Origin of the sequence: Microbacterium soli (assembly GCF_039539005.1) — a bacterium.
In the GTDB taxonomy this organism is placed as follows: Bacteria; Actinomycetota; Actinomycetes; order Actinomycetales; family Microbacteriaceae; genus Microbacterium; species Microbacterium soli.
In genome coordinates, this window is the sequence record NZ_BAABCP010000001.1 from 674280 (window position 1) to 693061 (window position 18782).

19 protein-coding genes are annotated in these 18782 nt (G+C 71.2%); 5 read left to right on the top strand and 14 right to left on the bottom strand.

What is annotated here, in order from left to right:
• Nucleotides 1–45: 45 nt before the first annotated feature.
• The 9 genes from ABD770_RS03115 to coaA form a co-directional block, all read right to left on the bottom strand.
• Nucleotides 46–480 (bottom strand): hypothetical protein, encoded by a 435-nt coding sequence (locus tag ABD770_RS03115; protein WP_344818036.1) that lies wholly within the window; start codon nucleotides 478–480, stop codon nucleotides 46–48.
• Complete coding sequence (gene tsaD / locus ABD770_RS03120; protein ID WP_344818037.1) at nucleotides 477–1547, bottom strand: tRNA (adenosine(37)-N6)-threonylcarbamoyltransferase complex transferase subunit TsaD; 1071 nt, start codon at nucleotides 1545–1547, stop codon at nucleotides 477–479. The genes ABD770_RS03115 and tsaD overlap by 4 nt, the downstream gene beginning before the upstream one ends.
• Nucleotides 1537–2064 (bottom strand): ribosomal protein S18-alanine N-acetyltransferase, encoded by a 528-nt coding sequence (gene rimI / locus ABD770_RS03125; RefSeq protein ID WP_344818038.1) that lies wholly within the window; start codon nucleotides 2062–2064, stop codon nucleotides 1537–1539. The genes tsaD and rimI overlap by 11 nt, the downstream gene beginning before the upstream one ends.
• Nucleotides 2061–2648, bottom strand: coding sequence for a tRNA (adenosine(37)-N6)-threonylcarbamoyltransferase complex dimerization subunit type 1 TsaB (tsaB, locus tag ABD770_RS03130; RefSeq protein WP_344818039.1), 588 nt, complete (start codon nucleotides 2646–2648; stop codon nucleotides 2061–2063). The genes rimI and tsaB overlap by 4 nt, the downstream gene beginning before the upstream one ends.
• Nucleotides 2649–2679: 31 nt before the next feature.
• Entirely contained in the window at nucleotides 2680–3177 is a 498-nt protein-coding gene (gene tsaE, locus ABD770_RS03135) for a tRNA (adenosine(37)-N6)-threonylcarbamoyltransferase complex ATPase subunit type 1 TsaE (RefSeq protein ID WP_344818040.1), read from the bottom strand.
• Nucleotides 3174–4298, bottom strand: coding sequence for an alanine racemase (gene alr, locus ABD770_RS03140; protein ID WP_344818041.1), 1125 nt, complete (start codon nucleotides 4296–4298; stop codon nucleotides 3174–3176). Before alr ends, tsaE begins: the two co-directional genes overlap by 4 nt.
• Entirely contained in the window at nucleotides 4295–4675 is a 381-nt protein-coding gene (locus ABD770_RS03145) for a holo-ACP synthase (protein WP_344818042.1), read from the bottom strand. The genes alr and ABD770_RS03145 overlap by 4 nt, the downstream gene beginning before the upstream one ends.
• A 440-nt stretch (nucleotides 4676–5115) precedes the next feature.
• On the bottom strand, nucleotides 5116–6960 hold the full coding sequence (gene glmS, locus ABD770_RS03150; RefSeq protein ID WP_344818044.1) for a glutamine--fructose-6-phosphate transaminase (isomerizing): 1845 nt from the start codon (nucleotides 6958–6960) through the stop codon (nucleotides 5116–5118).
• A 52-nt stretch (nucleotides 6961–7012) separates the two neighbouring features.
• Nucleotides 7013–7963 carry a type I pantothenate kinase gene (gene coaA, locus ABD770_RS03155; RefSeq protein ID WP_344818045.1) on the bottom strand — a complete coding sequence of 317 codons (951 nt, stop codon included), beginning with the start codon at nucleotides 7961–7963 and terminating at the stop codon, nucleotides 7013–7015.
• 122 nt (nucleotides 7964–8085) lie between these two features.
• Between coaA and galE the strand changes: the two genes are divergently transcribed.
• Nucleotides 8086–9108, top strand: coding sequence for a UDP-glucose 4-epimerase GalE (galE, locus tag ABD770_RS03160; RefSeq protein WP_344818046.1), 1023 nt, complete (start codon nucleotides 8086–8088; stop codon nucleotides 9106–9108).
• A 106-nt stretch (nucleotides 9109–9214) separates the two neighbouring features.
• A complete protein-coding gene (locus tag ABD770_RS03165; protein WP_344818047.1) occupies nucleotides 9215–10036 on the top strand; it encodes an arsenate reductase/protein-tyrosine-phosphatase family protein in 822 nt (273 codons plus the stop codon).
• 36 nt (nucleotides 10037–10072) lie between these two features.
• On the opposite strand, the gene ABD770_RS03170 is transcribed toward ABD770_RS03165, so the two are convergent.
• Both ABD770_RS03170 and ABD770_RS03175 read right to left on the bottom strand, forming a co-directional pair.
• A complete protein-coding gene (locus ABD770_RS03170) occupies nucleotides 10073–10984 on the bottom strand; it encodes a hypothetical protein (RefSeq protein WP_344818048.1) in 912 nt (303 codons plus the stop codon).
• Between the two features lie 63 nt (nucleotides 10985–11047).
• Nucleotides 11048–11335: a hypothetical protein gene (locus tag ABD770_RS03175; protein ID WP_344818049.1), complete on the bottom strand. Its 288-nt coding sequence runs from the start codon at nucleotides 11333–11335 to the stop codon at nucleotides 11048–11050.
• A gap of 76 nt (nucleotides 11336–11411) precedes the next feature.
• Here ABD770_RS03175 and ABD770_RS03180 point away from each other — a divergent pair, with 76 nt between their 5' ends.
• Nucleotides 11412–12287, top strand: coding sequence for an AraC family transcriptional regulator (locus ABD770_RS03180; protein ID WP_344818050.1), 876 nt, complete (start codon nucleotides 11412–11414; stop codon nucleotides 12285–12287).
• A gap of 9 nt (nucleotides 12288–12296) precedes the next feature.
• On the opposite strand, the gene ABD770_RS03185 is transcribed toward ABD770_RS03180, so the two are convergent.
• Nucleotides 12297–13346 carry a PqqD family peptide modification chaperone gene (locus tag ABD770_RS03185; protein WP_344818051.1) on the bottom strand — a complete coding sequence of 350 codons (1050 nt, stop codon included), beginning with the start codon at nucleotides 13344–13346 and terminating at the stop codon, nucleotides 12297–12299.
• Nucleotides 13343–14848: a tyrosine-protein kinase domain-containing protein gene (locus ABD770_RS03190; RefSeq protein WP_344818052.1), complete on the bottom strand. Its 1506-nt coding sequence runs from the start codon at nucleotides 14846–14848 to the stop codon at nucleotides 13343–13345. Before ABD770_RS03190 ends, ABD770_RS03185 begins: the two co-directional genes overlap by 4 nt.
• 192 nt (nucleotides 14849–15040) lie before the next feature.
• On the opposite strand from ABD770_RS03190, the gene lepB reads away from it, so the two are divergent.
• Nucleotides 15041–15757: a signal peptidase I gene (gene lepB, locus ABD770_RS03195; protein WP_344818053.1), complete on the top strand. Its 717-nt coding sequence runs from the start codon at nucleotides 15041–15043 to the stop codon at nucleotides 15755–15757.
• Between the two features lie 155 nt (nucleotides 15758–15912).
• A complete protein-coding gene (locus tag ABD770_RS03200) occupies nucleotides 15913–17421 on the top strand; it encodes a sugar transferase (protein ID WP_344818054.1) in 1509 nt (502 codons plus the stop codon).
• A gap of 228 nt (nucleotides 17422–17649) precedes the next feature.
• On the opposite strand, the gene ABD770_RS03205 is transcribed toward ABD770_RS03200, so the two are convergent.
• The gene (locus ABD770_RS03205) at nucleotides 17650–18699 is read right to left on the bottom strand and encodes a hypothetical protein (RefSeq protein ID WP_344818056.1); all 1050 of its coding nucleotides are present in this window, start codon (nucleotides 18697–18699) and stop codon (nucleotides 17650–17652) included.
• Between the last annotated feature and the right edge of the window lie 83 nt (nucleotides 18700–18782).

The following is an 18782-nucleotide window of genomic DNA, read 5'->3' on the forward strand; positions in this document are numbered from 1 at the left end:
TTGAAGCTCACGCCGCCTGGCGGCGTCGCGGGCATCCGGCATCCCTCACCCCAGCGTCTCGAACTGCATCGTCGCCCAGATCAGCCATCCTGCACTGAACAGGGTCGCGCACAGTCCCAGCACGAGCGCCCAGGTGGCGACCTCGCGGTTCTCGATCGGACGGCGCAGCGACATCACCGCGGCGACCACGGCGACGACGGCCACCGGGATCCCCCAGCCGACGAACATCGAGGTCGCGAGCGCCACGATCGCGGCGAACAGCGCCCAGGGCGCCAGGCGCGCGTCATCGACCGGCGTGGGATCGGCGTCCGGCGTCCACGCGGCGGCGAACCCCTCGGCATCCGGATCCCGGTTCGTCCGCGCCACCGGCACCGGTGCCGTGGGCAGCCGGCTGTATCCCTTCGACGCGCCGGGCAGCGACGCCTCACTCTGCGGCTTCACCGCCTCGGGCGTGGGCCCCTCGATCTGCGGGTCGGTCATGCCGGGCTCACCTGGATCTGCGTCACCGGGAGGGTCGAGTCCGCGCCGAAGCCCAGGGTCGACGCATCCCGGCCGCCGGTGATCAGCTCGGCAGCGAGGCCGGCGATCATGGCCCCGTTGTCGGTGCACAGCGTCAGCGGCGGGATGCGCACGGTGACGCCCGCCGCTTCGGCGCGCTCGAGCGCCACCTCGCGCAGACGACGGTTGGCGATCACCCCGCCGCCCAGCAGCAGTCGGGGCACGCCGCGGTCCTCGCAGGCGGCGAGCGCCTTCGTGACGAGCACGTCGACGACGGCCTCGCGGAAGCTCGCGGCGACGTCAGCGGTGGGGATGTCCTGACCCGCCGCCTCGGCGCGCTCGATCCAGCGCGCGACGGCGGTCTTCAGTCCGGAGAACGAGAAGTCGTAGCGGTGCCTGGCCAGATCGGAGGCCTTCGACAGCCCGCGCGGGAACCGGATGGCCCTCGGGTCTCCGCCGACAGCGGCCCGATCGATCTGCGGCCCGCCGGGATAGGGCAGACCCAGCAGACGCGCGACCTTGTCGAACGCCTCGCCCGCCGCGTCGTCGACGGTCTCGCCGAGCAGCTCGACATCCGTCGTCAGGTCGCGCACGTGCAGCAGCGAGGTGTGCCCGCCGCTGACCAGCAGCGCGATCGTCGGGTACTCCAGCGGCTCCGACTCGTGGTCGGCGGAGGTGAGGATGTCGGCGGCGATGTGCCCGACGAGGTGGTTCACGGCGTACAGCGGCTTGTCCAGCGAGACGGCCAGGCCCTTCGCGGCTCCCACGCCGACCATGAGCGCCCCGGCGAGCCCCGGTCCGCTCGTGACGGCGATGGCGTCCAGGTCGTCGAGGCCCACCTGCGCCTCGGCGAGCGCCTGCTCGATCGCCGGCTGCAGCGCCTCCAGATGCGCGCGGGCGGCGACCTCGGGCACGACGCCGCCGTAGCGGGCGTGCTCGTCCATGCTGGAGGCGATGGTGTTGGACAGCAACCGGCGGCCGCGCACGATGCCGATGCCGGTCTCGTCGCAGCTGGTCTCGATGCCCAGCACCAGGGGTTCAGTCGTCATGCGGGCCTCTCTGCACGGTCGTCGCCTCGTCGCCGGGCGCCTCTCCACCGGGCGCGGCGGTGGGCGCCCACGCCCGCAGGTCCAGCCGCATCACGATGGCGTCCACGTCGTCGGGCTGATAGTAGTGGGCGCGGCGGCCGAGTTCAGTGAACCCCTCCGAGCGGTAGAGCCCCTCGGCGACGGGGTTGTCGGCGCGCACCTCCAGGAACAGCTCGCGGGCGCCGCGGGCGACGGCCTCGGCGATCAGCGCGCGCAGCAGCGCCCTCCCCCGCCCCTGCCCGCGGACGGTCTCGTCGAGCGCGATGGTCTGGATGTCGGCATCCGGTCCGCCGCGCAGCGCGCGCAGCCCGCCGTAGCCGACGACCGCGCCGTCCTGCTCGTCCACGAGGTAGTGGCTGTGCGGGGCCGAAAGCTCGGCGGCCATGGTCTGCTCGCTCCATGCGTCGGTGGGGAAGCTGCGGCGCTCGAGCGCCATGATCGCGCCGAGATCCCCCGCCGTGGCGATGCGCAGCGTCATGCGCTCACCCGCTTCGGGGCGCCCGGCTGCACGACATCCGGCGAGCGCAGGTACAGCGGCTCCGCGCCGGTGAGAGTGCGCGCGGCGGTGATCGCCCGCGCACCGACTCTGGCCAGAGCGGAGGCGGAGAGCTCGACCGTCTCGATCACGGGCTCCTCCAGCTCGGCACCGTGTGGGGCGAGCCGGGTGGGCGCGACGAGGTTGGGGATGCCGTCGGCATCCGTGCCGTCGAAGACGCTCACGGCGATCTCCCGGCGGCGCGCGTCGGTCACGACGGCGAACCTGCCGGGGATCGTGGCGGCCTCGGCGACGGCGTAGTGGCTGGGGACCGGTATGACGGGGATGCCGCGGCCGAGGGCGAACGTGCGCGCCGCGGCGATCCCGATCCGCAGGCCCGTGAAGGGGCCGGGGCCCATGCCCGCGACCACCTGCGTGATGCCCGGGCGTGCGACCTGTGCGAGCAGATCGCCGATGACCTCCGCATGCCCGAGCGGGTCGGGCGAGGCGGCCTCGGCGACGGTGCGCCCGTCGGCGTCGATGACGGCGACGGTGGTGCCCAGCGAGGTGTCGACGGCGAGAATCACCCTCTCAGGGTAGTCGGCTCCGCCCTGGTGCTCACTGGGTGACGGGTCGCGCGGCGCGGTGCTCGATCGTCACGAATCGGGGCGCGTCGGCATCCAGCTCCTCGTCGGCGAGCTCGGTCACGCCACCGACCGGCCGCTCGATCTCGATGTCCCACCACGCGTCGGCGACGGCCGCGGCCATGTCGCGCCCCCACTCGATGACGACCACCGACCGGGCGAAGTCGATGTCCAGGTCGTCGAGCTCCGCCGCGGACGCGAGCCGGTACGCGTCCACGTGCACGAGCGGCGCGCCGCCGGTCAGCGAGGGGTGCGTGCGGGCGATGACGAACGTGGGGCTCTGCACGGGCCCGCGCACGCCGAGCCCGGATGCCAGCCCCCGCGTGAACGTCGTCTTGCCCGCGCCCAGCGGCCCGGTCAGCACGATGAGATCGCCCGCCCCGAGCTGCTCGCCGATGCGCAGGCCGAGGTGCTCCATGGCATCCGTCGTCGCGATCTCCCGCCGCCCCAGGAACGCGGGGTCGATGCTCATGACACCGTCCTGCGCGGCACCCGGGCGCCGATGCGGGTGACGATCTCGTAGTTGATCGTGCCCGCGGCATCCGCCCACTCCGTCGCCGCCGGATGCCCGCGCGTCGGGTCGCCGAACAGCACGACCTCGTCGCCGACGGCCACCTGCTCGTCGCCCACGTCGACGACGAACTGGTCCATCGCCACGCGCCCGGCGACGGTGTGCGGCCGGCCGGCCACGAGCACCGGGCCTCGACCGGACGCCTGCCGGGGCACGCCGTCGGCGTACCCCAGCGGCACGAGCGCGAGCGTGGTCTCCCGCTCGCAGCGGTACGCGTAGTCGTAGGAGACGCCGGATCCGGCGGGCACGCGGCGCACGGCCGCCACCGACGCCCGCAGCGTCATCGCGGGGCGCAGGCCGAGGTCGGCGGAGCTGCGCCCGGGGAACGGGGAGAGGCCGTAGAGCCCGAGGCCGATGCGCACGGCATCCAGCCGCGCCTCCGGCAGGCTGATCGCAGCGGCTGTCGCGGCGAGGTGGCGGATCTCGGGACGGATGCCGAAGGACTCCGCCTTCGCGATGACCTCCGTGTACCGGGCCAGCTGGGCGAGGTCCTCCTCGACGCCGGTTCCGGAGAGGTGGCTGAAGATCCCCACGACGCGGATGCGGCCGATGCGCTCGAGCCGTGCGGCCTCGGCCAGCACGCGGTCCAGGTCGGCGTCGGCGACGCCGTTGCGGGACAGCCCGGTGTCGACCTTGAGGTGCACGGGTGCGGGGGCGGCGGGCATGGATGCCGGGGCCGCCTCGGATGCGGCGATGAGCTGCTCCCATGAGGAGACGCCCACCTCGATCCCCGCCTCGACGGCGTCGTCGAAGCGTCGTCCCGGTTCGTGTAGCCAGGCGAGCAGCGGTGCGGTGATGCCCGCGCGGCGCAGGGCGAGGGACTCCTCGATCGTGGCGGTGCCCAGGCGCGTGGCGCCGCCGGCGAGTGCGGCGGTGGCGACGGCCGCCGCGCCGTGGCCGTAGCCGTCGGCCTTGACGACGCCGATCACCTGCACGCCGGTCAGGGTGCGCAGGGTCCGCACGTTCTCGGAGACGGCGCCGAGGTCGATGGCCGCCTCGCGGAACGGGTTCGGGTACGTCATGCTCGCTCCTGGAGTTCCGTGGCCGTGCTGCGCTCGGCGACGACGAAGGCGGCCGCCAGCCCGGCGTCATGCGTGAGGGTCAGATGCACGTCGGTGATGCCGCGCTCCTCGACGACCGCGGCCGTGGAGCCGGTGAGCGCGAAGCGCGGCCGACCGGAGGGCTCCGAGGCGATCTCGATCTCGCTCCAGTACACGCCGTCGCTGCCGCCGAGCGCCTTGATCAGCGCCTCCTTGGCCGCGTACCTCGCCGCCAGCGAGCGCGGCCGCAGCCGCTGCTCCGCGGGCGTGAACAGCCGCTCCAGCAGGCGGGGCGTGCGGGCGATCGAGCGCTCGAACCGCGCGATGTCCACGAGGTCGATACCGGTGCCGATGATCACCCGATCAGCCTAGCCGGGGTGTCGGCGTGCACCGGAGCACGGTGCCCCGAACCGCAGGCGGCCCGGGAGGTGGTGTCGGGCCGGGAGGATGCTGCGCCGCGGGGGAGGAAAGTGCGGCGACGTACGCATACAAGCGTGAGAGCATCTCCCCAGCCGTCGAACCACATCCCCAGAAGTGGCCGTACGTCGCCGCACCCGACAGCCCACGCCCCAGCGCACACTGTCATCGCTCCGACGCGAATCCCCAGAATCGCATCGGTACGGCGGTGTCAGCCTCTCCGGATGAGTCTGACCATACGAGTATCGCATACAACTTTCGTCTAGCAAAGTCCTGGTCGAAAGTCGTGCCCTTCTGACTGAAAGTGCCCCCTTGAGGGGTCACGGCTGCAGCGGAGTCCGCCGCGGCAACGGGGTTCGGCGAGGCTCCGCATCCCCGAAGTTCACTCCACGGTGACGGACTTCGCGAGGTTCCGCGGCTGATCCACGTCGAGCCCCCTCGCCGTGGCGAGGGCCATGGCGAAGATCTGCAGGGGCACGACGGCCAGGACCGACTCGAACAGCGGCGAGGCGAGCGGGATGCGGATGACCTCATCGGCATAGGGCAGCACGGCGGCATCCCCCTCCTCCGCCACGACGATCACGCGGGCGCCGCGAGCGCGGATCTCCTGGATGTTGGAGACGACCTTGGAGTGGATGAGCGCCGAGTGCCGCGGAGACGGGACGATCACGAACACCGGCTGCCCGGGCTCGATCAGAGCGATCGGCCCGTGCTTGAGCTCGCCTGCGGCGAAGCCCTCCGCGTGGATGTACGAGATCTCCTTGAGCTTGAGGGCGCCCTCCAGCGCGATCGGGTAGCCGACGTGGCGCCCGAGGAACAGCACCGAGCGGGTGTCGGCCATCCAGCCGGCCAGCTGCGAGACGTGCTCGTTCTCCTCGGCGAGGACGTGCGCCACCTTCTCGGGCAGGCTCTGCAGCTCGGCGACCTCGGATGCGGCGGATGCCAGCACGCCGCGCACACGGCCCATGTGCAGGCCCAGCAGCAGCAGGGCGGTGATCTGGGCGGAGAAGGCCTTCGTCGATGCCACGGCGACCTCCGGTCCTGCGTGGGTGTACACCACGGCATCCGACTCCCGCGGGATGGTCGCGCCCTGGGTGTTGCACACCGACAGCGTTCTGGCGCCGCGCTCGCGCGCGTACTTGACGGCCATGAGGGTGTCCATGGTCTCACCGGACTGACTGATCGAGACGACCAGCGTCTCCGCGCCGATCACGGGATCGCGGTAGCGGAACTCGTGGGCCAGCTCGACCTCGACGGGCACCCGCGCCCACTGCTCGATCGCGTACTTGCCGACCATGGCCGAGTATGCGGCGGTGCCGCAGGCGGTGATGATCACACGGTTGATGCCGGAGAACAGGTCATCGAGACCGTCCAGCTCCGGGATGACGACCCGGTCGCCGCGGATGCGCCCGCGGATGGTGTTCGCGACGGCCTCGGGCTGCTCCGCGACCTCCTTGGCCATGAACGACGACCAGCCGCCCTTCTCCGCGGCAGCGGCGTCCCAGGAGACCTCGAAGGGCTGCGCCTCGACGGCATTGCCCTCGAAGTCGGTGACGGTCACCTCCGACGGGGTGATGGCGACGATCTGGTCCTGGCCGATGGCCAGGGCGCTGCGGGTGTGCTCGACGAACGCCGCGACGTCGGAGCCGAGGAAGTTCTCCCCCTCGCCCAGGCCGATCACCAGCGGCGAGTTGCGGCGCGCGCCGACGACGAGACCGGGCTCGTCCTGGTGCACGGCCAGCAGCGTGAACGCCCCCTCGAGCCTGTTCACGACCGTACGGAACGCCGTGCGCAGGTCTCCGGATGCCCGGTACTCGCGCCCCAGGAGGGCGGCGGCGACCTCGGTGTCGGTCTCGCTGAGGAAGGTCACGCCCTCGGCGGCCAGCTCGGCGCGGAGCGCGGCGAAGTTCTCGATGATGCCGTTGTGGATGACGGCGAGCCGGCCGTCATCCGCCAGATGCGGGTGAGCGTTCACGTCGGTGGGGCCGCCGTGCGTGGCCCAGCGGGTGTGTCCGATGCCCGTCGTGCCGTCGGCGAGTGCGGCATCCGCCAGCGAGTCGCGCAGCACGGCAAGCTTGCCCGCCTTCTTGCGCATCCCGAGTGCGCCGTTCTCGTCGATGACGGCGATCCCCGCCGAATCGTAGCCGCGGTACTCGAGACGGGCCAGGCCCGCGAGAAGGATGTCCTGGCTGGGCCGCGGGCCCACGTATCCGACGATTCCGCACATGCGTTCAAGAATAATGCCGCGATCCTCCGCCCCCGTTCAGGAGGGCCTCGGCTCAGACCTTCCGCAGCTGCACGCTCTCCACGGCATGGTCGGCGCCCTTGCGCAGCACCAGCGTCGCACGGTGCTTGGTCGGCATGACGTTCTCGACGAGGTTGGGCATGTTGATGTCGTTCCAGTACCCGAGCGCCGTGGTCACCGCCTCCTCGTCCGTGAGGTGCGCGAACACGTTGAAGTACGACGACGGGTTGCTGAACGCCCCCTCGCGCAGCGCGAGGAACCGGTCGGTGTACCAGCGCTCGATGTGCTTCGGGTCGGCGTCGACGTAGATCGAGAAGTCGAACAGGTCGCTCACCGCGACGTCGTTGGGCGCGGGCGGCGGCTGCAGCACGTTGAGGCCCTCGACGATGACGACGTCGGGCCGGCGCACGACGACGTTCGCGTCCGGGACGATGTCGTAGCGGATGTGCGAGTAGAACGGCGCGCGCACCTCGGCCGCACCGCTCTTGACCTCCGTGAGGAAGGAGATCAGCGCACGGCGGTCGTACGACTCCGGGAACCCCTTGCGCCCCATCAGCCCGCGGCGCTCCAGCTCGGCGTTCGAGTAGAGGAACCCGTCCGTGGTCACGAGCTCCACGCGCGGGGTGTCCGGCCAGCGGCTCATCAGCTCGCGCAGCAGCCGGGCGATGGTCGACTTGCCGACCGCCACGGACCCGGCCACGCCCACGACGAACGGCGTGGTCGAATCCTCCTCCTGCAGGAACGCGCTGGTCGCCGCTCCCAGCCGCCGGATCGACGAGGCGTACAGGCTCAGCAGGCGGCTCAGCGGCAGGTACACCTCGCGCACCTCGTCCATGCTGAGACGGTCGCCGATGCCGCGGATGCCGACGATCTCGGTCTCGCTGAGCGGCTGGTCCAGCCCCGCCGACAGGCGCGCCCAGTCGGCGCGGTCGATCTCACGGTACTGAGACAGCGGCAGGTTCGTGGCTGCGGTCACGGATGCCATCGTATCCGCCGGACGCCCGGACCACGGCATCCGCTCCCCCGCGCATCCGCAGGTGCATCCGCCGCCGTGCCCCGGTGCGTCGTTCCCGGCGCAGCCCAGGCGCGCTCCGATACGCTCGACGGGTGCGCGTACTTCTCACCGGCGGCGCCGGATACATCGGGTCCCATGTCGCTCTCGTGCTGCTCGAGCGCGGTGATGACGTCGTCGTCCTCGACGACCTCTCCAACAGCAGCGCGGAGTCGCTGCACCGCGTGGAGCGGCTCGCCGGCAGGCAGGTGCGGCTGGTCGAGGCCGATCTCGCCGACCGGGCGGCGACGGATGCCGCACTGTCGGGCGTGGACTTCGACGCGGTCATCCACCTCGCGGGGCTCAAGGCCGTCGGCGAGTCCGTGTCGCAGCCGTCGCGGTACTACCGCACGAACCTCACCTCCGCGCTGAACCTGCTCGACATCATGCGGGAGAAGGACGTGCGCAGGCTGGTGTTCAGCTCGTCCGCGACGGTGTACGGCACCCCGGATGCCGGGATCGATCGCCTCGACGAGACGCAGCCGACCGGCCGCGGGGTGACCAACCCGTACGGCTGGACGAAGGTGATGATCGAGCAGATCATCACCGATGTGCAGCACGCCTGGCCCGAGCTGGAGGCCGTGCTGCTGCGCTATTTCAACCCGGTGGGCGCGCATCCGTCCGGCCTGATCGGAGAGGACCCCTCCGGCATCCCGAACAACCTCATGCCGTTCGTCGCACAGGTGGCCGTCGGCCGCCGCGAGAAGCTGGCGGTGTTCGGCGACGGGTACCCGACGCACGACGGCACGGGCGTGCGCGACTACATCCATGTGATGGATCTGGCCGAGGGCCATGTCGCCGCGCTGGAGCACCTGCGCGCGGGCGTCGCGGCGTACAACCTCGGCTCCGGCGAGGGGCACAGCGTGCTGGATGTCGTGAAGGCGTACGCGCAGGCCAGCGGCAGGGACATCCCGTACGAGATCGTCGGCCCGCGCGCGGGCGACCTGGCGACCCTGATCGCCGATCCGGCGAAGGCCAATGAGGAGCTGGGCTGGCGCACCACCCGCTCGCTGGCGGACGCCTGCCGGGACTCCTGGTCATGGCAGTCGCAGAACCCGGACGGCTTCGCCGGGGCGTGAGCCCCGAGTCCCCTTCGAGGAGGTGCCGGGTCCCGCCGCCCCGGTGCGCGCACCGTCGCGCCCGTGCGTGCGCCACGCGGGCCGCGGAGGTCCTAGGCTGTGGAGCATGCATCGATCTGAGGATCGCGGCCTTCTGGGGAGGCCAGGCAGCGGAATCGACGCACCCACGGCACGGACTCGCCGTGAGCGTCGCCTGCTGCGTGCGGACCCCGAAGCACCGCTGCCGCCTGTCCCGTACGACAGTCGGCCGCCGACCCCACCGAAGGCGACGATGAGCCCCGCATCCGAGTTCTCCCTCGCGAGACTGTTCGAGAGCACCCACGAGCCCGTCCCCGACCTGCGGCCGAACATCCTCACCGTCTGCACCGGGAACATCTGCCGCTCCCCCCTGGCCGAGACCGTGCTCGCCACCCGGATCGCAGATCTCGACGTCCGGGTGCACAGCGCCGGAACACAGGCTCTGGTCGGCCATGCGATGCCGCCGGAGGCACGCGAACTCGCGGAGCGCAACGGCGTCGCGCCGGCCGGCGCAGCCGCTCACCGAGCGCGCCTGCTCACCGAGTCGTTGATGCACGCCGCCGACCTCGTGCTCACCATGACCGCCCAGCACACCACCGCCGCCGTGCAGCTCGCGCCCCGCCGGATGCACCGCACCTTCACGGTACGGGAGTTCGCACGGCTGGCCGCGACCCTCGACGACGGCGTGCTGCGCAGCGTCGCGCGGGGAGCCGGCACCGCCCGTGCCCGGTTCAACGCCCTGGTGCAGGCCGTCTCCGATCAGCGCGGAGTCGCCCCGCGCGCCGTCGAGAACGAGGACGTGGTCGACCCGTATCGGCAGTCCGCCGCCGTATACGAACTGTCCGCGTCGCAGATCATCCCCGCGCTGGACCAGGTGGAACGGGTCGCGCGGCTCGCGCTGCAGCGCTGAACCCGGACCGGTGCAGGAGCGCCGGGCAACGGAGGCTCAGACGCCTCGGCGCGCACCCTTCGCGTACTGCAGCAGGGCGGCGCCGCCGCGTCGCCAGCGCATCAGCCGATGCGCCCACGCCTGGCGCATCGTGGGCAGCTCGCCCGCGTCGTTGCGCGGGATGTCCTCTCGGGAGATCCACAGCGCCGAGGCGAGCACGGCGGGCTTGCGATGCAGGGGAGCCACCTTCAGCGCATTCAGCCAGGACACGGCCGCGCCGTCCTCGACCGTCGCCCGATTGACGTTCCACAGCCGCTGCTGCCGGTCATCGGCGTCGACCTCGTGGGAATGGCCGATCAGCTCGAGCAGCTCCCGCAGCACCCACTGCGCACGCCCGACGCGGGCGACATCGATGAACTCCGCGCGCTCGGCCGCCGTGAACCCGTCGCTCAGCAGGGCCGCGACCTGCTCGAGCTCATCGGCATGACGCGCCGACTTCGAGTAGCGCACGGCGTGCAGCGCGGCGATCACCGCGCTCGCCCCGCGGGAGGGGACGTCGATGTCGACGTGGGCCACATCCATCGTGGACCTCGTGCGCCACAGCCGTTCGAACACGGTCTGGTCATCGGCGAAGAAACCGGGGAATCGCACGTGCACGTCGATGTCATCCGGCCAGTCGTCACGGATGAAGGTGACCGAGTGCGGGCCGAGCAGCGACGGCACCTCGCGCTCCACCCGCAGATGCCACCCATGAGCGGCCACCAGCGTGCAGAACTCGTCGAAGCGCGAGGGGTCGACGATGACATCCGCGTCCGCCGCCACGCGCGGACGGCGCAACCGGTAGCGGTCGGCGACCAGACCCTTGATGGACAGGAGCCGGATGCCGGCATCCCGGCCGATCCAGGACAGCAGGGCGTGCGCCAGTTGATTGGCCTCATTCAGCGAGAAGCTCGCCGATCGCTGCTCCACAGCATCCCTTCCTCAAACCCTGACGCGCATCGATGACCGCGCTCGGCGCGCAGCCCCGCCCCCTCACACGGTGAGCAGGCGAAGATCGGCGAGCTCCGAGATCAGGCCGTCGACGTGGACGCGGATGTCCCGGGCCTCGACGCCGAAGACCTCGGAGAGCCGGCCGAGCAGTGTGCTGTGGGCGAGAGGGCCGTCGGCGGCGATCCGCCCCCAGATCACCGCGGCGCTCTCCTCGAGCACACGGGGCACCGCCCCGGGCGTCGCCAGGCTCATCGCGACCACCCGGGAGTCCGTGCCCGTCCAGGCGACATCAGCGGCGATGGCCACTGTCGAATCCCCCCGCACGCTCACGATTGGTAGCCTAGCGAGTATCCGCCGTCCCCAGCGCCGGACACCACCGTCGCACTGCACACTGATGATCCCCAACATGACTCGCTCGAGCGTCGCCTCCCTGCTGGCCGCACATCTCGGCCTGCCCACGCATGTCGCAGGACTCGTCGCCACGCGCTCCTTCCGCTCGATCACCGTCACCTACCACCGGGTGCGGGACACGACATGGCGCTGGGCGCCCGCCGCGACCGGCGCCCACAGCACCGCCGTGCTGTTCTCCGCGGACGGCGCCGAGCCCCGCGCCCCGACCGGGGACGCCGACCACCCGGCGGCGCCAGTGGGACTGTTCCTCTCCCCCTCCTCCGAGCGAACGCTGCCCTGGCGGCCCCGCTCCGAGGTGCTCGGGGTGTGGGTACCCGAATCGCTGCTGCAGGACTTCACCGAGGGCATCACCCCCGACGCCGTCGACCTGGCCCCCACCCCGCTGACGATCGGGTTCCGCACGTTCGCGCAGGCGGTCGTGCGGCACGGCGACGAGGGATCCTCGATGTCGCAGTACGCGATCGAACGGCTGTTGGCCGAGATGACCTTCGGCGCGCTGGTGGAGCAGCAGTCCGTGGAGACCGGGCAGCGCCCCAGTTCGCTGCTGGAGCGGGCCAGGTCCATCATGCTGATGCGTCGGGAGGATCCGAACTTCTCCACCCCTCAGCTCGCCGCGGAACTGCACATCTCGCAGCGCCAGCTGCAGCGCGCGTTCGCCCGAGCCGGCATCCGGCCGGGCGACATGCTCCGGCGGATGCGGGTCGAACTGGCGGAGTCGATGCTGCGGAACCCGCTCTACTCGGGGCTCACTGTGGATGAGGTGGCCCACTACGCCGGATTCACCTCGGCCCTGCAGCTGCGCCGCGCCCTGCAGGTCGAGGGCGTCCCCTCGCCCACCGCGCTGCGCCGCTCCGAGACCCCCTCCCGCTGACGCGCATCGTCAGCGACGCCGCAGCACTCCCGCCTCGATCAGCTCCTCGAGCGCGCTCCGGACCAGCGCCGCCGCGTCGCCCTGCGGCGGCGGTCCGTACTCGGCCAGCACCCCCGCGACGATGCCGTCGATGTCCTCACCGCGTGCGCAGGACAGCCACACCTGCGGGGCGATCCCGTCCAGGACATGCAGGGTGGCCCCCACCATGACGATCAGGAACCCGTCGGTGAGGATGGCGTCCGCGGTGCCGTCGGCGATGAGGGGCGCGTCCGGGACCGGCTCCGGAGCCGGAGACCACCCCGATGCATGCGTCTGGGAGGTCAGCAGCTGCGGCAGCAGCGCGGGCACGGTACCGGCATCCGGGTAGCGCAGCAGGCGGATGCCGCCGACGGCGTCGGCGAGGGAGGCGACCGCCTGCAGGGGCCTGTCCAGGAACCGGAGGTAGCTCATCTGCGGCACGAGCTGCGGCAGCGCCTCCGCCAGCGGGATCGACGTGACCTCCGGGGCCGCCAGCCCCGCATCCCGCTCGATGAGCACGAGCGCTCCCAGCCGGAGTGCCGCAGCGGGGAGGTCTTTCAGCCCCGCCTCCTGAGCGGGCACTTGGCGCTTGGGTGCGCCCGGGCGCACCACCGACAGCGGCTTGCGATAGGGAGACACGCGCAGATCGGGCTGCACCGCGATCGTCTCGTCGGACACGTAGCCCCACTGTCGGCCGAGTTCGCGGCTGAGGGTCGTCTTGCCGCGGCCGGACGGACCGACGAACGCCGCCACGGTTCCCCGCTCGTCCGCGACCCCGGCGGCATGGAACATCAGGGCCCGACCACGCAGCGCCTCCAGGGCGGCGAGGGTGACGTCGACCGTGAGCCGCTCCATCGCCCTGTCATGATCGGCCCCCGCGGGAAACGGCACGGTCAGGTCGGGGTCTCCGTCACCGGTGCTCAGCGCACCGGACCACGCCTGCCGGACCCGTCGTCGCTGCGCACCGTCGAGCCCGGCGCCGAGCTCGATGCGGACTCTGAGTCCCAGCGCATCGACATCCAGGGCATCCCCGGCGATCATCGGTGCGTGCTTCGACGGCGCGGCGAATTCCCGTCATCGCCATCGACGACGACGGACGCCTGTCCGAAGATCCCGACGGCGTCCTCGGCGACGTCCTCCTTCTTCTCGGTCCGGTAGTAGTCGCCGTGATACTGGTAGCCGTAGTATGCGGCGCCACTGCCGCGACGCGGCACACGGTTGAGCACGATGCCCAGTGCGCGCGCATCCGCGCGTTCGAGGTTGCCGAGCGCCTTGCCGAGCACCTCGAAGGTCGTCTTGCCGACCGTGGAGACGACGATCGCGCCGTCGGTGCTGTGCGCGAGGACGGCGGCATCCGTGACGGGGATGAGCGGGGGCGCGTCGATGATCACGATGGCCTCGCGCGCGATGGCCTCGAGCAGCTCCCGCATCCGCACCGAGCCCAGGACCTCGCTGGGGTTCGGCGGGATCTTCCCCGCACCGATCACCAGCAGACGGCCGTTCCCGCCGACACGATGGGCGACGTCGACCAGCTCAGCCCGCCCGGCGAGCACATCGGAGAGGCCGGCCCCCTTGGGCAGTCCGAAGATCGTGTCGATCACCGGGCGGCGCAGGTCGCCATCGATGAGCACGACCTTCTGGCCGCTGGAGGCCAGCGTGATGGCGAGGTTCGAGGCCGTCGTCGACTTGCCGTCCCCGGGCAGGGGACTGGAGATGACCATGACGCGCGGCGGGTTGTCGACGTCCATGAACTGGATGTTGGTGCGCAGCTCCCGCATCGCCTCGGCGATCGCGAAGAGGTGCGCCTTGGCGCTGCCGACGGAATTGCCGCCGTCGAACGGGATCAGCCGGTCGTCCGCCGTGAAGGACTTCTCCTCCGGGACGGTCCCGACCACGGCGACGCCCGTCTCGCGCTCCACGGCCTCCACGCCGCGGATGCGCCGGTCGAGCGTGTAGCGCAGCAGTCCGTATCCGACCGCGAGAGCGAGCCCGCCCAGGGCCCCGACGGCGATCGCGAGCTTTGTGTTCGGCGAGGACGGGCTGCTGGGCAGGCGCGCCGAATCGATGGGACGGAGGAACACCGCACCCTGCTCGGCCGCATCGCCCGACTCGATGTCGTTGACCTCGGCCGCCATTCCGCGCACCCAGGCTTCCGCGATGTCACGGGCGTCCTCCGGCGTCGACGCCTTCGCCGTCACGCGCAGCGAGGTGGTGTCCAGCGGGTTGGTGACATCGATCGACGAGACCAGGGCGTCGGCCGACTCCTTGAGGGACAGCTCGTCGATGACACGGGTGGCCACGCTTCGGGAGCCGCCGAGCTCGACGTAGGTCTTCACCTTCTGTCTGGCGATGTTGTTGCCGAGGGACTGCATACCCAGATCATCCGACCCGGTGTCGGCCTGCAGGATCGCCGTCGCATCGGCGGAGTAGAGCTTGGGCTGCGTGAGCGTCCACCCGAACGCGAGCACCACGCCGGCGACGATGACGGCGAGCATGCCCAGCCAGTGCGCACGGAAGATCAGCAGGTAGTCCCTCAACTCCATGTGCGTGTGCACCCCTCAGTCTCACCGACGCAACGACCTCATCGAATCTAGCAGTCGAGGGCGGCGCGGCCGCGCCGGAATGCCGCCGATCGGGCTTCCAGGGCGGGCCGTGGCGCGTCACCCGCGCCGGCACGGGGCCGCCCTGCCCCCACCTGCTCCCGGCTCGACGCGTCATGGGCGAAGATGGAGGGCGTGACCCCGCACGAGACCACCGCAGCCGCCCCGCGTCCGTTGTGGCGGCGGATCACCGGCAGCACGTGGTTCCACCTGATCGCCGCGTTCGTCGTCGTCGGCGCGCTGCTGTCGTTCGTCGCCAAGCCGTACTCCGTCCCCTCCGGTTCCATGGAGCAGACGCTGGAGCCCGGCGACCGGGTTCTGGTGAACCGCCTGGCGTACGTCGGGTCCGCGCCGACCACCGGGGACATCGTCGTCTTCGACGCGGATGAGACCTGGGGCCCGGACGGCTCTGCCGACGACGGCCCGCTGAAGTCGGTCCTGCGCTGGGTGGGGGAGGTCACCGGCTTCGGTCCGTCGGGGCCGCACACCCTCATCAAGCGCGTGATCGCCGGCCCCGGGCAGACCGTGTCCTGCTGCGACGCCGAGGGGCGGATGCTCGTGGACGGCGTGCCGCTGGACGAGCCGTACATCTTCGAGGACTTCCCGTTCACCGCAGGTTCACTGGACTGCACCACCGCGCCCGTCTCACTGCGCTGCCTGCCGGAGGTGACGGTGCCGGCGGGCTCGTACCTGATGCTGGGAGACCACCGCGCGGCATCCGCCGACGGGGCGATGTCCTGCCGCTCCCCGGGCACGGATCCGGCGTCGTGCTGGCGCTGGGCGCTGCGCGACCAGATCGTCGGGAAGGCGGCCGTGATCCTCTGGCCCGTCGATCGCTGGACGGGACTGTGACACGCACTGTACGCGGCGGCGGTTCCGGCCTAGACTGAAGTCGTGTTCTTCTGTGGGAGAAGAACGTGTCGCTTGCTGGGGCAGCGACGACTCATCATCCATGCGTTGGGATCGCATGCGTGATGTGACGGATGACAATCCTCTGGGGAGGGATCGTGGCCGTTTCCGAGCCATGGGGGGTGCAGCTGGGGGCGATCTCGCCCAGCCGGCTCATCGACGCGCAGCACAGTGCTTCCACGAAGCAGGCGGACTGGCAGTCGGCGTATCGGCGCCGACTCGCGGTGACCGATCTGATCGTCGTCGTGGTGGCCGTCTTCGGGGCGCAGCTGCTGCGCTTCGGAGAGGACTCCGCGAGCCTGTTCATTCCGGGCGTCAGCGGCGCGAACTTCACGATCGCGTACACGGCGGTGTCGGTGATCTTCTCCGTCGCCTGGCTGCTCGCCCTGCACGGGTACGGGACACGCGACGCGAAGACGATCGGCACGGGGACGCAGGAGTACCGGAAGCTCGCCGATGCCAGCATCCGCGTCTTCGGCGTCCTGACCATCGCCGCCTTCCTGCTGCACATCGAGGTGGCACGCGCCTACCTGCTGCTGGCACTGCCGGCCGGTCTCTGCCTGCTCATCGCCGGCCGCTGGCTGTGGCGGGGCTGGCTCAGCCAGCAGCGCTCGCAGGGCCGCTTCCTCACACGCGTCGTGCTGGTGGGCGAGCACGGCAAGTCCGTGCACGTGGCCCGGGAGGTACAACGCGACCACGCCGCGGGATTCCAGGTCGTCGGCGCCGTCACCGAGCGCGGCAGCGGGCAGCTGCTGCCCGGCATCCCTGTCATCGGCGACCTGGACGAGCTCCTGCCGTCCATCGAGGCCGTCGAAGCGGATGCCGTCGTCTACAGCGGCTCCGACCAGATCAGCCCGCCGCGTCTGCGTGAGTTCGGGTGGGAGCTGCAGTCCCGGAGCATCGACCTGATCGTCGCCGCCGCGCTCACCGACATCGCCGGCCCGCGCATCCACGCGCGTCCCGTCGCGGGCCTGTCGCTGATCCACGTCGACTACCCCGAGTTCACCGGCATCCGATATGCGACCAAGCGCGCCTTCGACGTCATCGCCTCGGCACTGGCTCTGATCGTGCTGTCCCCGGTGCTCGCGGCCGTCGCCCTCGTCGTCCGCGGCGATGGCGGCCCGGCGCTCTTCCTGCAGGAGCGGGTCGGTCTGGACGGGCGCCGTTTCCGGCTCGTGAAGTTCCGCTCGATGGTCGAGAATGCCGAAGATCTGCTCGACGATCTGCTGCCCTTCTCCGACGGCAACGGGCGGTTGTTCAAGATGCACGACGACCCGCGGGTGACCCGGGTCGGTGCGTTCCTGCGTCGGCACAGTCTCGACGAGCTGCCGCAGCTGTGGAACGTCCTGCGCGGGGACATGTCACTGGTCGGCCCCCGCCCGCCGCTTCTGCGCGAGGTGCAGAACTACGAGCAGTGGGATCAGCGCCGACTGCTGGTCAAGCCCGGCATCACGGGGCTCTGGCAGGTGAGCGGCCGCTCCGACCTGTCCTGGGAGGACAGCGTGCGGCTGGACCTCTACTACGTGGAGAACTGGTCGCTCACGGGCGACCTGGTCATCCTGTGGCGCACGGTGCGCGCACTGCTGCACGGCCACGGCGCCTACTGACCCCCTCTCTACCTCTCTCCCTCCCCCCTCTCTCTCCCCGCCCCTCTCTCCCCGCCCCGCACCGCCGCGTGCCCTGCTCACCCCGCCGAGCCACCATCCGACCGCCGAGCCACCAGGCGAATCACACACATCTGCGTGGTGGCTCGCGGATCGCGTGGTGGCTCGACGCTGAATCGGCGGCGCACGAGTGTACGGAGCGAGCGCGGCGGACGCGGCGGGCGCGGGCGATCAGCGCCTGGCCAGGCGGAAGTCGCCGGTGATCGGCACGTTGAACGCGGCGAGACGGGTGGCGAGGGCGCGGCGGCTTCCGATGTGAGCCGCGCCCCATCGCAGCACGGGGCGGCCTGTGCTGCCGCGGATCCAGTCCTCCCGCCGCTTCTCGTCGAGCACGACGTCCTCGATGTCACGGCCGCCGCGCAGTGCGGGATCGATGTACTTGCCCTCGCCGTCGTACTCCCCGTACGCCTGGATGTCGTCGAGCCCGAAGTCGACGAACCAGCCGGATCCGTACAGGGAGGGCACGGGCACCTGCAGCTCGACCCTCCGGAAGCCCATCTCCTGCAGACGCAGCCTGCTCACGCTCTCCCCCGGCAGCTGTGCCCGCCCGTCGGCGAAGGCGACGACGGCGCGGGCCTGACGCACGCCCCGCGCCCCGACCAGTCGTGCGAGGCGCCTCTGCATGCCGTCGAACCAGATCCCGGCCCGCTCCTCGTCGAGGAGCTGATGGTGCACGCTGACGGCGCGCAGGGCGGCATCCGCGACGCTCTGCGCCGTCTCTCGTGAGCCCCTGCGGGCGATATCGATGACCGTCCGGGACGCGCTCGTCAGGCGCAGCCCGTCGATCTCGACGATGTCGGCGGCGCTCAGATCCGCCTCGTGACGCAGCAGATCACGCACGCTTCCTGCATGCCGCGGGTTCGGGACGATGACATGCACACGGTCCGTCGAGAGTCTGTAGAGCGGGAGGGAATGGGCCACCGCCGCAGAGACGCCGGAGAGGACCGGCGGCACCTCGGCATCCTGCACCACGGCCAGAAGGTGGATGAGATGCTTGCCCTCGGGCCACAGCCGATCCCAGTCCTCACGTGCCACGAAGTGTCCACGGCGGACGCGGTGCAGTGCGCCCTCACTCACCCGCGCCCGGATGTCCCGATCGTTCAGGCCGCTGTCTCGAAGGTCATCGGTGGTGCGGAGGAGCTCCCGCCCTTGACCGATCGTGATCCGGCGTCTGGCGGGCGGGCGGCGTCCGCCACCGTGCTGCGAAGCTTCGGTGCACATCCACCAACCCTGACGCCGCAGCGTGCCCTGTGCGGCCCATCCACAGCCTTCCCGTACGTCCACACAGATCCCCCTCATCTGTG

Bases quoted from the DNA above. Each gene is read 5' to 3' on its own strand.
- tsaD (WP_344818037.1), bottom strand. From the start codon at position 1,547: ATGACGACTGAACCCCTGGTGCTGGGCATCGAGACCAGCTGCGACGAG.
- tsaE (WP_344818040.1), bottom strand. From the start codon at position 3,177: ATGAGCATCGACCCCGCGTTCCTGGGGCGGCGGGAGATCGCGACGACG.
- coaA (WP_344818045.1), bottom strand. From the start codon at position 7,963: ATGGCATCCGTGACCGCAGCCACGAACCTGCCGCTGTCTCAGTACCGT.
- ABD770_RS03180 (WP_344818050.1), top strand. From the start codon at position 11,412: ATGACTCGCTCGAGCGTCGCCTCCCTGCTGGCCGCACATCTCGGCCTG.
- ABD770_RS03115 (WP_344818036.1), bottom strand. From the start codon at position 480: ATGACCGACCCGCAGATCGAGGGGCCCACGCCCGAGGCGGTGAAGCCG.
- ABD770_RS03190 (WP_344818052.1), bottom strand. From the start codon at position 14,848: ATGGAGTTGAGGGACTACCTGCTGATCTTCCGTGCGCACTGGCTGGGC.
- alr (WP_344818041.1), bottom strand. From the start codon at position 4,298: ATGACGTACCCGAACCCGTTCCGCGAGGCGGCCATCGACCTCGGCGCC.
- rimI (WP_344818038.1), bottom strand. From the start codon at position 2,064: ATGACGCTGCGCATCGCCACGGCGGGGGATCTCGGCGCGATCATGGCG.
- ABD770_RS03185 (WP_344818051.1), bottom strand. From the start codon at position 13,346: ATGATCGCCGGGGATGCCCTGGATGTCGATGCGCTGGGACTCAGAGTC.
- ABD770_RS03165 (WP_344818047.1), top strand. From the start codon at position 9,215: ATGCATCGATCTGAGGATCGCGGCCTTCTGGGGAGGCCAGGCAGCGGA.
- ABD770_RS03205 (WP_344818056.1), bottom strand. From the start codon at position 18,699: ATGTGCACCGAAGCTTCGCAGCACGGTGGCGGACGCCGCCCGCCCGCC.
- glmS (WP_344818044.1), bottom strand. From the start codon at position 6,960: ATGTGCGGAATCGTCGGATACGTGGGCCCGCGGCCCAGCCAGGACATC.